This window comes from Halobacteriovorax sp. HLS (assembly GCF_004006665.1).
Taxonomy (GTDB): domain Bacteria; phylum Bdellovibrionota; class Bacteriovoracia; order Bacteriovoracales; family Bacteriovoracaceae; genus Halobacteriovorax.
The window spans coordinates 486,848-499,586 of sequence record NZ_QOCL01000014.1 but is presented as its reverse complement, the minus strand read 5'-3'; the positions used below and the strand labels follow the sequence as shown (position 1 = coordinate 499,586).

The following is a 12,739-nucleotide window of genomic DNA, read 5'->3' as shown; positions in this document are numbered from 1 at the left end:
AGAAAAAAGTCCACTTCTAAATAAAATAAATCACTATATTTTCAGCAACTTAGAACTTTTTTTGCCAAAAAGGAAGTTGAGAAATTTCATCGTAAATACGATGAAATGAGTCGAGTCTTGAATGTAGAAATTCACCTTCTGTGGTATCAGGAGAATACTCACTCCAAAAAGCACAGCCCTTAGTCCCCTCGGTATGGTCACAATTAGAAAATTTACAATCTGAAGCAACTTCTTCAAGGTCTGGGAAGTATGAAAGTAAATCATCAGGATCAATATCATCAAGAGAGAATGAACGTATTCCAGGCGAATCTATTGTACAAAACCCATCTAATTCTACAATTTCAGACCAAGTCGTCGTATGAGAACCCTTTCCTACTTTCGCAATAGTGTTAGTTCTTAATTCGAACTTTCCATCAGAAAGCATATTAATTGTCTTACTCTTTCCTACTCCCGACTGACCAAGAAAGATAGACGTTCTGTCTTGAATTTCATTTCGAAGCTCATTGACACCATTTTCTAAATATCGAGCAGAATAATCTGAATTAATCGCCGATATTTCAAAGCACTTTGCACCTAGGCGATTAAGCCTTTTCTCTTCAAAGGAGATATCAAACGACTCATCGAATTCATCCATTTTATTAAACACAACAATAGGACGAATTCCCCACTGACATGCACGAACTAAAAACCTATCAACTAGGCCTCTTTTAAATTGAGGTCTAGAAACTGAAGTCAGAATAATGAGAAGGTCACAATTTGATGCAGTTACCTTTTTCCTAGACTCTCTTACAATGATGCGAAAAATTTCACTACTTCTTTTTTCAAGCGAAGTGATCATTATTTCCTTTGTCTCGGGAATTTCTTCTAAGAAAACATAATCCCCTACTACCAGAGTTTCACCTTTTTTAAGTAGATTACCTCTTGCCATTGCCTTAACAATATCACCAGTCTCATCAACCTTACATTCAAAGAATCTCTTATCTGATTTATAAATTCTTGCTCTCAACTATTAGTCCTTTTTAAACTCAGAAATCCAAGAGGAAAGAAAATATTCTTAGGATCCATTTTTCTCTTTAACTCACTAAAAAAATTATACTGAGCTTCCTCCCAAAAATTAGTTATGAACTTCTGTTTAATAAGACCTATACCGTGCTCAGCAAAAGGAGAACCTCCTAATTCTGAAATAAAGTCGTAAAGTTCAACAAGCTTTTCCTGACACTGATCTACCTGAACAGCGGTAGGGAGAAAGTTAAAATGTAAATGCCCATCACCAAAGTGACCGAATAAATTATAATCAATTCCTAACCTAGTCCATTCCCTATAAAATTCTAATAAGGTAGGAAAATCTTGAACAGATACTTGCACATCAGTTCCTTTTTTCACTACACCCATTTTTAAATTCATTTCAAAAGTATATCGCGGAACATTCATTCTTAGTTGGTTACATCTACTTGCAGAGACTTCAAAAATATCTTCCTCTCTTATATGAATCAATGAACTTAAAAGCTCATCATAAATTGCCTCAAATGATTTTGTCTTAACCTCTAGAAATATAATATCTCCTTCGCTAGTCACCTTTTCTTGCTCTGGAAGGTTTTTCATAGAGTTAAAATCGAGTAACTCACAAGAGAAAATTCGATCTCTAAAGCTTTGAACTTTTTCAAAAACTTCTAAGTGAGCAATCATCTCCTGCTCCCAGCGAGGTAGCTTAATGAAGATAAATGTTCTTTCATCGAAAGTCGTTGTTCTAATCTTTGCTTGTGTAACTACACCTAGCTGCCCCTCAGTTCCGATCAATTGGTCTGTTTCATTTAGCATTCTTGGAAATGGAGCATTTTTAAAATCAATATACCTAGAGTAAGTTTCTCTATACCTTCTTAAGGCCTCACTCTCTTCAATCTCTCGACTAGAATTCAACAGAATAAATTCTCCCTTATCTGAGCAATATTCAATTTGCTCAACTTGATCTCTCAAGGTTCCAAAACCAAAACACCTCTCCCCAGTGGCAGAGGTCGCAAGACCAGAAAGTACTGAAGCAAGCTCTTCAGTTGGAGAAGTCATAATATCTCTTCCTTTTGAGCGACAATACTGCTTAGCACTTTGCCAAGTAACAGGTCCAGAAATGGTTAGAACTCCACTATCATCTAATTCCATCTCTTCAGGCATTGTAGATAAGTTGACCCAAAAGAGGTCATCTCCGTCTAGATGACTTAAGTAACTCTCAATCTTATCGTAAGGAATAACTGTGGAAGTTGCCGAGCTATAGTAATAGCTGGCCTTGCCAGACTTGATGTGGTCTGCCAAAGCTTCTTTCGAGTTAATTGTAATTTTATTTAGTTTCATATATTAGTACTATCTCTATCACAAAGATTAGGAATATTTTACAAGGAAATACCTAAGTGTTGTAATTTAAATAATTTATCATTTGAAAGAATCTTGACAAAAGTCGAAAAGGGGCTTAATTTAAGTCTCCAATGTCTTTAAAGAGTAATCACGGTTCCGTAGCTCAGCTGGATAGAGCATTCGCCTTCTAAGCGAATGGTCGCAGGTTCGAATCCTGCCGGGACCGCCATTTTTTCTCTTCTACAATAATTCAATTATCATTCAAGATTAAATAATTTATCCGAGTCTCGAAGATCTGAAAAAAATTGTCCAAAAAAAAGGCCAGCTTAACGCTGACCTATTTAATTACTTCTTAGTCTTTTCTTTTTCTTCGAGTAGTCTTGAAAAGCCAGATTTTAAATATCTAACAGAGATTACTTTAAAGATTGATACGCCTTTATTTGTAACAATATCATCTGATGCTTCAGCATTTAACTGATTGGCAGCTAGTTGATTTGCAGCAACCTCATCAGCACTTATCCCAGTGTTTTGATTATCCTCATCAAGATCCATTGTAAAAACCGGGGCTTTCTTACTATTAGCAGCTCCACCTGTTGTAGGCTTTACTTCTCCTGGTCCTTTGATTGCTACTTTTTCTTCCTTAGAGTCTTCTTTTGTTGAAGCTCCCTGACCAATACTAGCAAGAACATCATTAGCAGACTTTCCTGACTTATTTAATGCATCCTGAGTTCTTTTTCTAAGTTTGGCTAAAAGCTTGTCATTCATTTTATCAAAGTTAATTGCCTTTCCACCATTTGCAACAATTTGGTCATTCAATTTCTTCTTGATGGCTCTCACTCTTTTTTGAATAGCATTATTTTGATTTGCAAGACCAACCATATTATCGACCCCAGAACTTGATATCCTACTATTCCCAAAAAGGTCATCACCGGCCTGAGCCGCGCTCAGAGCAAGACCACCCATTGTTCCTCCAAGCTGAGCAAATCCTTGGCTATTTTCAACCTGAGGAGATAATTTCTGACAAACTACATTTTTATCAGTATCAGCACATGGAAGCTTCTTATTATCAATAATTATTCCATCATTTCCTTTTAAAGGGTAAGGAATCTTAGAAGGGATACTAAGGTTTGTACCAGATAACGTATCCGTACTTTGTTTGTTAATACGATTCATTTGGTCGATGATTTTCTGAATTTTTTCAGCATTCTCCTCTGCTTCTTCTTGAATACTTCCTGTCTTTGATGCTGCGGCCATAGCAAGACCAGCTCCTAAAAGCCACGCAACGCCTCTAGTTCCTGGAGTGGCTAAGAATGTATCTACTGTTTGTCCAAGACTAAATACAGCGCCAAGAACAATCGCTACAGAACCGCCTAATATTGTTGTAAACGAGCTTGCTTGAGCAGATGGAATAATTAAATCAATTCCATAATCAATTGCAAGTTGTAAAGAATTTGAGTAACGGTTATCATTTGCACTATTTAAAGATTGAAAAAACGACTCTTTGAGACTCTGATACTCTTGAATTGAGGCCGTTTGTTTTTCACCCTTGTAAAACCTTATACTATCTCTACTTTGCATATAAGAGTTAATTTGCTCTTCAACATTACTACCCGTAATTTTTAATGACTTATTTAAATCATATAAAGGGTTTGTCGACTCTATAAAAGAATTCACCCCATAGGTTCTTTTTAAATCTTCAATTTGAATGTCTCTATACACATCTTGAATATCTTCTTCAGTTAAACCAAAAGCCAGATCAGGAAACTTCAAACTATTGTGTACAAAGTGTGATGAAGCATCCTCTCCAGGGTTTAGCGCAACAGCAGTAGAAGGAATACAAACAGCAGTCTCTGCAGCACAAGTAGCTACGAGACTCGTACAAGACGCCGCAGCAGCAGTGCATACAGCAACTTGCGCACAAGCTGGAGCAGCAGTCCCAACAGAAGCAGAACAAGCAGTTGTCCAGGCAGCAGTATCTGTTATTATCGTTCCAGCAATTGCAGAACAGAGAGTAAGCAACGATGTTCCCTTAACTTTACTAGGAGCTGGTGGTCCCTCAAGAGCAACTTGTGATGCGATATTGACAGACGTAGAGCCTATACAAGCTGCACAACCACTCTTCTCAGTATTTAGAAGCGCCATTTTTATCCATGCAGTTGCAGCAGCAATCCCGTAAGCAGCTGCAGCAACAGTTTGAATCATTTTTTTCTGCTTTGCAGTCTTAGCAATATCTTCATAACCCTTCTTCTGATCCTTGAGATAATCTATTTGCTCAGTATTTTGACCATCTTCTCTAATTTTATAATTAATGACATTTTTTTTCTTTATATCTTTGAAGCCATTAAAGGCCATAATTTCAGCTCCAAGATAAGCAATACCACCAGCAGCTGCAATCATAACGTCCGTTGGAACTGGCTTACACATTACAACAGCTCTAGAAGTAAAGATTCCAAAGGCCATCATTAGAACTAAGTCCATAGCTGCTGATTCACCTTTGCTATCCAAAGTTGTCTGACCACTCTCAGTTGCAACTCCATCCTCAGCGACACCAGTCTCGGCCTGAACATATCCCGCAGAATGCTTCAGAGATTGGATCGGAAGTAGAACCTGAACCTGCACTAAAGTGAAGCTTATAGTGTAAACGAGAATACATTTTGTAATGTATGATAATATAGTCTTCATTTGACTACCCATCCTTTTAAATACTTATAATAACTATTTTATTCTACCTTCTAATATTGACTAAATGAATTGGGTAGATAAGACCAAAAACAAACAATTTCGGTAAGTTAATCACATCTAGTGACTCTAGAGCACTAGCTTAAAAGGTTGGCAATAAGGGTAATTGAGGATTAATCCACGAAAAGGCTTCGCGATCTCCACTTAACGGACTTCTTTCTCTTCTCTACCGGAGTAAAAGCATTTCTTCTATAAGTTTGCCTATTAGGATCTTCTTCACAAGCTATTTGATAATCAACTAATGCTTTAAGCGTTCCTAAGAGTGACTCCTGAGCACCATCAAGTTGCTCATGCCCCTGATCTTCAAGAGCACCTAAAAAGTAATGAACAGACTCAATTGTAGATAGACAATACTCCATCGGTTGTTGTTTTATCTCAAAGCGGGACTTAACTTCAGGATCAAAGCACAACCTTGGAAGTTCCAATAAGTTTTGGGAGAGCTTCATCATTTTCTTAGCACATGGCCAAGTAGCATCGATGACAAAAACAACAAGCTCTTTCTTTGTATAATCAAATTCAAAAACTTCACTACTAATATTGATTGCACTCTTTCCAGGATACATGACATAGCAAGACTTAGTCTTATCCCCTATTAGTTCATTTACTCTGGAATCATTTGTAAAATCAATCCCCATGATGACTTCAGAGTTAGGTAAACTAGCATGCGTTAGTCTCCCTGTTCCAACCTTCTCTTTCTTAGCTTCCATAGGATGCATCAAAAGAACAAACTTAGTCTTTGTCGGAATACTAACAATAGAAGAACAAAGACATGAGTTCATTGTTCTTCTGCATCTTTTACAAACAACTCTTCGAGGCTCTTTTTCAAAGTCTTCAGAGGCCTGTTTTTTTCTTTTTAAGTACTCTTCTTTATTCATGATGATTACAAGCTTTCAAAAATCTCTTTATCAAAACCTAAGCATAGAACTTTTCCATCTTTTTCAAGAATAGGTCTTTTAATGACAGAAGAGTTTTCAATAATTAGTTCTACTGTTTGAGTATCATTAGCAGATTCAAACTCTTCTTTTAATTTTCTAAAAGTAGTTCCTCTTTTATTGATAGGCCACTCACCTAGAAAAGCTTTCCAATCTTTAAGATTTTTCTTTGTAGGTGCACTTTTTTTAAAATCAATAAAATCAAAAGCTATATCTTTTGCTTCAAGGGCCTTCTTCGCTTTTTTTACGGTGTCACAATTAGGTATTCCATACATTTTAATCATTACAATTTCCTCTTTAAAATAACTACATTCTTACGTGGGATTTCAATTTCAAGATTGTACTTAATAGCAATCCATCGAAAAGTATCCTCGCTAAAGAAGCGTACATGCGTTGGATCATTCTTATAGCCCCAACCTTTAAACTTACTCATATCATCTGGGTAAAAAGATGTCATTACTCCAAGTGCACCAAGTGGTTTTAACAACTTAAGTAAAAGTTCAATACTTTTTTCAGTTTCATATATATGCTCTATTACTTCACTACAAATAATATAATCATACTCAAAATTTAGGATATCGAGATTATTGTTAAAAATGGGGTCGTACTCGAACACTTCAGTTTTTCTATCTTTCAGTATCTGAGAGACTACAGGACCGGGACCACAACCAAAATCTAATCCTATTCCTTTAATATATTTATTCATTGGAATTAATAAGCGATTAAGAAACTCATGGTACCTAATATCGTCTGGATCGTTTTCATGTAGATCGTAAATCTTCTTTTCCTCATTAATTGGCAGAAGGTCTTCTCTTTCTACAAAAACTAAATTGCAGCTTAAGCATCGTAAAAAGGTTCTACGGTCTTTGAAATAATGTATATTTTTTGATTCATGACAAAGGGGGCATATATTCATACAGAGAATATATAATGATTACATTTCTTTGAAAACCTCAGACAAGCTTCTTTGTGGAGAAAGAGTCTCGTTAAGTTTATCATCACTACTTTTACTCAATAGATCTAGTAACATATTAGGTAGTGCACCGTTTTCTTTACAGCTTCCAAAACCTGCCATTATGGCCATATCAGCTTCAAAAGTATTTAGTAGTTGAACAGAACGTACTTCACCGTCTTGTGTTGAGCAGTTTTGTGGATCTCCAATTACATGATTAGTTCTACAAACAGCCGGTCTGTCATTGTAAACAGAGCATTCTTTATTCTCATCTAGAAAAACGCAAGCACGTCTCTCAAAAGGTAGTGAATACCATAAAGAAGCACTCTTACTAACTCTTGATTGATCTTTTAGTTTTTTAAGATCAATTTTGAGTCCATTTTGAACAAGTTTTGCAAGCAATGCGGCTTCATCATCAGAGACACTAACTTGTGTGTGACAACAAGCTGAACAACCTTTTCTACAAGAGATATGTTTTTGAACTACTGGGTCTTGGAATAAAGCGGATAATTTCTTATTAACCTCTTTATGAACATAACGAGCTCTTTTTATAGGAGAAGAAATTTTCTTGAGCCTCTTCATTACCTCATTAGTGATTTTCAGCATATGTAAATCATTGCGAAATCTCTGATAAGTTTTGGCGGCCATTGCTGGAAAATTGATGACGACCTCCTTGACAGGTTCACCTCTTCACCATAGTGCTTTAATTATTATACATTTCAAAAACCGCTAATCTTTCAACAGGAATTTTTTTCCCACATTTATTGTTTATAGTTCGTAATTACAGCCACTTCACCATGAACTTAAGCTTAAATTAACTTTAATTTAGCAAGTTTTGAACCGAAAAAGACTTTAATGGATGACCCACAAGGTGAAAACCAACTACATTTTAAGAGAATAGACTATCTTTTCGAAAAGAAGGCCAGTGTATATATAATGGCCTTATGTGCTGCAACTGTTCTCGCGTACATCGTTTACACTCCCCAGAACACCTGGAAGATAAGCGCATGGCTTTCTAGCTATCTTGTTCTATGTATTGTTAGATATATCATTATTAATAAGTATCACTCTAACAAAGAGGCCCTCTCAGCTAAGAACTGGGAACTCCTATATTCGTCAGTCTCTTCCCTTGTAGGAATGCAATGGGGAAGCGCGTGCTTCCTTTTCATCCCTCATGATAATTTTGGAATACAACTAACCTACCTAGCACTTATATGTGGTGTTTCATCTGGAAGCTTAATTGGAAATGCCTCTTCAAAAAACTCAACAATGGCAATGCTTTTTTTCACACTCATACCCGCTTCATTATTTTTCACTCTTTCTAATATTGATATGGGAAAAACTGTAGGTATATTAATTTTCATCTATTTTTCTGCAACAGCAATCTTCTCAAAAAAACTATATGAATTTATTATACAAAATATCAAACTCAATATTGAGAACCTAAATCTCATCAATGAATTAAAACAATCATCTTTAAAATTAGTCGAGTCTGAAAAGCAAGCCGTTCAATCCTCTAAGCTTGCTGCCTTAGGTGAAATGGCTTCGGGTATCGCTCATGAAATAAACAACCCTCTCACTATCTTAAGTGGGAATATTAGAAGTATAGATAGAAGCTTTGGAAAAGAAGACTCAGAAGAAAAAGTAAAAAATATGATTCAAAAATGTCATATTAGTATCCAAAGAATAACTAAGATCATCCGTGGTTTAAAGAAAATGTCCAGAGATGGAAGTGAAGATGATTTTGAACTCATAAGTACTGCCTATATAATAGAAGATATCGAATCACTAATCCATGAAAGATTTAAGTGTAATGGAATCTCCTATAATGTAAAAAACACTTGCCCTGATGAGCAGATTTTTTGCCAACCCATTCAAATATCACAAATCTTACTAAATCTTTTAAATAACTCCTTTCATGCAATTGAGCACACTCCTTCACCATGGATAGAATTAAAAGTAGTTAAGTCCTATGAAAATATTATTATCTCTGTTACAGATTCCGGACAAGGGATCTCTAAGGAAGTTGAAGAGAAAATTTTTACTCCTTTCTTTACCACCAAAGAAGTTGGAAAAGGAACAGGTCTTGGACTAAGTATTTCTAAAGATATTGCAGTAAAACATAATGGGGCCTTATTTATCGATAGAACTCATACAAATACATGTTTTACCCTAAAACTTCCTATCCAAAAGGCAATGGCCGCTTGATATATCTGGTATCAGAATATATAGTGTCGCATGGCCCTACTATGTACTTTAAGTAATATTCATTTAAATCTCGGAACAAAGAACTTATTCACAGGAACTGGTTTTACCATTTCTTATGGAGATAGAATTGGGCTTCTTGGACTAAATGGGCAAGGAAAGTCCTCCCTCTTTAAAATACTAGCAGACAAGCTCAAACCTGATCATGCGACACCTCCATTTAGTTTTGATAAAGCGAATTCAGGTGGCGAAAATAATAGTGGTTTTTCTTCATTTTTGGTTCCTCAAGAAATGAACCTTGAAGTCGGAAAATCGATTACAATCAAAGAATTCTTTTTCACTTTCTATCCTGAACATCAGAAAATTCATTCAGAACTTGATCAATTAAATCTTAGACTAGAAACGGAACTAAGTGATGAGCTCATAGAAAAGCAAGAAGATCTTTTACAAAAACTAGATCATCTTCAAAGCTGGGAGCTAATTGGATCTTTTGAATCATACTTGAAATACTTCGGTATTTATGACTTTGAAGCTGATGTCTCTTTGCTTAGTGGTGGAGAACAAAAAAAGATTTTACTTAGCTTAGGCTTTACAGCTAGAGAGAATTTAATTTTATGGGATGAACCAACAAACCATCTTGATATTGAAACGATTAAGCTTTTTGAAAATGAGTTAATGAACTCCAACAAAACATTTATGCTTATTACACATGATCGATATCTACTAGGAAAAGTTAGTTCTCGAATTTTTCATATACAAAGAGGAATGATTGAAACATTCAATGGTTCTTATACTGATTATTTAGACTTCTTGTCTGAGCAGGAAGAAGCAAGAAAGAAATTACTCAATAAACTTAAGAACTCTCTTAGTAGAGAGCAGGCCTGGATGAGGCAGGGAATCAAGGCCAGAGGAACACGGTCTAAGAAAAGAGTTGAAGGCTTTAATGACTTAAAGAGCAAAGTTTCTAACCTCAAAGGTGAAGCGAAGAAAGCTCTACTATTAAATGTTTCAACTTCGGGAAGGCAAACACGAAGTCTGGTTGAATTAACAGACGTTACCTTCTCCTACCCTGGTAAGGATGTCTTTAAGGATGTGAACCTTAATGTTTATAAGGGTGACCGTATAGGACTTATTGGGAAAAATGGTGTTGGTAAAACAACTTTAGTAAAACTGATTCTAGAAGAATTAAAAGTCACTAGCGGTAAGCTGAAGAACGCTGAAGACCTTCAAATACAATATTTTTCGCAAAAGAAAGACGAGTTTGATCCAAACTTAACCCCTTTCGATATTCTTGGTGATGGTTCAGATCACGTTGATCTACCAGATGGAAGAAAGAAGCATATTGCAGGATACTTTGAAGACTTTCTTTTTTTAAAAGATGACCTTCACCGTCCAATAAAAACACTTTCAGGTGGTGAAAAGAGCAGACTGCAACTTGCGAAGAACCTTACTCGTAGTGCTGATGTCTGGATTTTTGATGAGCCGACAAACGATCTAGACCTTGAAACACTTCAAATACTTGAAGATACTTTAATAAATTTCAAAGGTTCGTTAATACTCATCTCTCACGACAGATCTTTTCTCTCCAACGTTACTAATAAAACATGGGTGATTGATGCTGGAACAATAGAGCAATTTGTTGGAGGTTACGCTCAGGCCGAACCTTATTTAGAAGCACTAGCACTTGAGCATATTATTGATGGCGAAGATGAAGAACAAGAAAGACAACACCCCAAAGAAGAAGTTAGTGAGCCGGAAGTCCCTACTGAAACGGCTGAAAGTAAATTAAACAATACTCAGAAACTAAGGCTTCAGGAGTTACCTAAACTCATTGAGAAAGCAGAAAGTTCAATTCAGGGGATCGAAAAGTTAATGTTAAAGTTCAACTTCGAAAATATGGATGAAGATACCAGTAAACTCTACTCAGACTTGGCCATCAAGAAAGATACTTTAGAAGAAGAGCTTCTTGCTCTTTATGATGAACTAGATACCCTAAATAGCTAATTTTACTAACAAATTAATAATGTCTAACTTTACGCATTGAAAATTAACTTGCAACAAATCAAACGTTCGTTTAAATTCATACAAACATTTGAATTATATATTCTAAGCAAGGAAATAATTAATGAAAAAAGCTCACTTAGCAATTCTGCTCATGTGTACAACTTCTCCTCTACTCGCTTCGACAGAAGTCATTCTTACTGAGAAGTTATTAAAAGAGAAAGTAGACTCGAGCGCGCCAAACACTTTGGCCATCGAAGCATCATTTCTTGCTGTCGACCTTACTAGACAGAGCTTCGAAGACAACTTCGACTTAAGGCTTGATGGTAATGCTAGTTACGCAAAAACAAATGAGAATTCTTTTAGTGCTCAAATGCCAGTAACTTCTCCTACAAAGTATTATAAACTTGGTCTAACCAAGCCTCTAGATAGTGGAATAAGTCTGGGCGTAAATACTTTCTCAGAACAAATTACGAACTCACAAGTCTACAACGGAACAAAAACGGGAGTAGGATTTGAGGTTAGTGTTGATCTATATAAGAACTTCTTAGGAAGACTTACGAAATCTCAAAGAGACGTATTTGAAGAGGCAGCAAAGCGCGCAGGGAGTGAGAGAGATATTCAAAAGAAATCATTTCATCAAAATGTTAGAAAAATATACTGGTCACTAGTTGCAAATCAAGAGCAAATTAATATTTCAAACCAACTTGAAAAGTTTGCGCAAACTCAACTTGATGATTCTAAAAAACGGTTTAAAAATAATATCGCTGACTCTGGTGAAGTTGCGAGATATGAGTCTCAATTAGCGGATCGTAAAGCAAATATTATTACTTTAAAGTATCAAAGAGAAGTTTATCTTCAGCAAATTAAAGAGTTAATTCCAGAACTTTCCAATAAACAATTAAAACTTGGTACCTATAATATTAAGGAAGCTGCTAATCAAATATTTGCATGCACTGCCCTTATTAGTAAGTTTCAAGAGCCACCAATGCAATACACGAACTACGATGAGATATTAGCGAACTTAAGAAATGAGTATGATGGGCAACGAAAGCTTACTAATTCATATTCAGACATGAATATTCAGTTTAACTCCCAACTGCAGAGACTTGGTAAAACATCAGGTTATGGTAATTCGTGGAGTGAATTTACTGATGATGGAAAAAACGCCTTCTCGGCCGGTGTCGTGCTCAATATTCCACTAGGAGAAAGTAATAAGAAATCAATGGAGTTAAAGAAGTTACTTGAAAAGAAGAGATATCTTTCTCAAAAAGAGGAACTTGTAGGAAGAGTTAATGCTTATCACAATCAAATTATAAAAAATATTTTATTACTTCAAGAAGTAATGAAGCAGCAACAAATTAATAGCTCAAAGTTAGAACTTAGCTTTAGAGAATCACAAAAGAAGTATAATCAGGCCAGGCTTACGGTTAGAGAATTAATTCAAGATCAAAATCAATACTTCTCAAGTAACCTACTTGAAATTAAGAGTCAGCTTCAAATTATGACAACACTTTTAGACTACTTTTCAGTTTACACAGAAATTCCATGTGAATTAAATATATAA

Annotated in this window: 10 protein-coding genes and 1 tRNA gene; 4 read left to right on the top strand and 7 right to left on the bottom strand. The window is 35.6% G+C overall.

Going from position 1 to position 12,739, the window contains the following annotated elements; translation table 11 throughout:
* Positions 1 to 49: 49 nt before the first annotated feature.
* Entirely contained in the window at positions 50 to 1,006 is a 957-nt protein-coding gene (gene rsgA, locus DPQ89_RS16400; RefSeq protein ID WP_127718114.1) for a ribosome small subunit-dependent GTPase A, read from the bottom strand.
* The gene (locus DPQ89_RS16395) at positions 1,003 to 2,343 is read right to left on the bottom strand and encodes an FAD-binding oxidoreductase (protein WP_127718113.1); all 1,341 of its coding nucleotides are present in this window, start codon (positions 2,341 to 2,343) and stop codon (positions 1,003 to 1,005) included. The genes rsgA and DPQ89_RS16395 overlap by 4 nt, the downstream gene beginning before the upstream one ends.
* 152 nt (positions 2,344 to 2,495) lie before the next feature.
* Here DPQ89_RS16395 and DPQ89_RS16390 point away from each other — a divergent pair.
* Positions 2,496 to 2,572: transfer RNA gene (locus DPQ89_RS16390), tRNA-Arg, on the top strand.
* A 116-nt stretch (positions 2,573 to 2,688) separates the two neighbouring features.
* Here DPQ89_RS16390 and DPQ89_RS16385 read toward each other — a convergent pair.
* The 5 genes from DPQ89_RS16385 to DPQ89_RS16365 form a co-directional block, all read right to left on the bottom strand.
* Entirely contained in the window at positions 2,689 to 5,025 is a 2,337-nt protein-coding gene (locus DPQ89_RS16385; protein WP_127718112.1) for a hypothetical protein, read from the bottom strand.
* Between the two features lie 170 nt (positions 5,026 to 5,195).
* Complete coding sequence (locus DPQ89_RS16380; RefSeq protein WP_127718111.1) at positions 5,196 to 5,957, bottom strand: tRNA-uridine aminocarboxypropyltransferase; 762 nt, start codon at positions 5,955 to 5,957, stop codon at positions 5,196 to 5,198.
* Positions 5,958 to 5,962: 5 nt separating this feature from the next.
* Positions 5,963 to 6,298, bottom strand: coding sequence for a Spx/MgsR family RNA polymerase-binding regulatory protein (locus DPQ89_RS16375; protein WP_127718110.1), 336 nt, complete (start codon positions 6,296 to 6,298; stop codon positions 5,963 to 5,965).
* The gene (locus tag DPQ89_RS16370) at positions 6,298 to 6,930 is read right to left on the bottom strand and encodes a methyltransferase domain-containing protein (RefSeq protein WP_127718109.1); all 633 of its coding nucleotides are present in this window, start codon (positions 6,928 to 6,930) and stop codon (positions 6,298 to 6,300) included. The genes DPQ89_RS16375 and DPQ89_RS16370 overlap by 1 nt, the downstream gene beginning before the upstream one ends.
* A gap of 18 nt (positions 6,931 to 6,948) precedes the next feature.
* Positions 6,949 to 7,572 carry a YkgJ family cysteine cluster protein gene (locus DPQ89_RS16365; protein WP_164848489.1) on the bottom strand — a complete coding sequence of 208 codons (624 nt, stop codon included), beginning with the start codon at positions 7,570 to 7,572 and terminating at the stop codon, positions 6,949 to 6,951.
* 249 nt (positions 7,573 to 7,821) lie between these two features.
* On the opposite strand from DPQ89_RS16365, the gene DPQ89_RS16360 reads away from it, so the two are divergent.
* The 3 genes from DPQ89_RS16360 (at position 7,822) to DPQ89_RS16350 (ending at position 12,739) form a co-directional block, all read left to right on the top strand.
* Entirely contained in the window at positions 7,822 to 9,174 is a 1,353-nt protein-coding gene (locus DPQ89_RS16360; protein ID WP_127718107.1) for a sensor histidine kinase, read from the top strand.
* Positions 9,175 to 9,204: 30 nt separating this feature from the next.
* A complete protein-coding gene (locus DPQ89_RS16355) occupies positions 9,205 to 11,175 on the top strand; it encodes an ABC-F family ATP-binding cassette domain-containing protein (protein WP_127718106.1) in 1,971 nt (656 codons plus the stop codon).
* Between the two features lie 121 nt (positions 11,176 to 11,296).
* A complete protein-coding gene (locus DPQ89_RS16350; RefSeq protein ID WP_127718105.1) occupies positions 11,297 to 12,739 on the top strand; it encodes a TolC family protein in 1,443 nt (480 codons plus the stop codon).

Excerpts from the sequence above, each read along its gene's own strand:
- DPQ89_RS16395 (WP_127718113.1), bottom strand. The coding sequence starts at position 2,343 with ATGAAACTAAATAAAATTACAATTAACTCGAAAGAAGCTTTGGCAGAC.
- DPQ89_RS16385 (WP_127718112.1), bottom strand. The coding sequence starts at position 5,025 with ATGAAGACTATATTATCATACATTACAAAATGTATTCTCGTTTACACT.
- DPQ89_RS16380 (WP_127718111.1), bottom strand. The coding sequence starts at position 5,957 with ATGAATAAAGAAGAGTACTTAAAAAGAAAAAAACAGGCCTCTGAAGAC.
- DPQ89_RS16375 (WP_127718110.1), bottom strand. The coding sequence starts at position 6,298 with ATGATTAAAATGTATGGAATACCTAATTGTGACACCGTAAAAAAAGCG.
- DPQ89_RS16370 (WP_127718109.1), bottom strand. The coding sequence starts at position 6,930 with ATGAATATATGCCCCCTTTGTCATGAATCAAAAAATATACATTATTTC.
- DPQ89_RS16365 (WP_164848489.1), bottom strand. The coding sequence starts at position 7,572 with ATGCTGAAAATCACTAATGAGGTAATGAAGAGGCTCAAGAAAATTTCT.
- DPQ89_RS16360 (WP_127718107.1), top strand. The coding sequence starts at position 7,822 with ATGGATGACCCACAAGGTGAAAACCAACTACATTTTAAGAGAATAGAC.
- DPQ89_RS16355 (WP_127718106.1), top strand. The coding sequence starts at position 9,205 with ATGGCCCTACTATGTACTTTAAGTAATATTCATTTAAATCTCGGAACA.
- DPQ89_RS16350 (WP_127718105.1), top strand. The coding sequence starts at position 11,297 with ATGAAAAAAGCTCACTTAGCAATTCTGCTCATGTGTACAACTTCTCCT.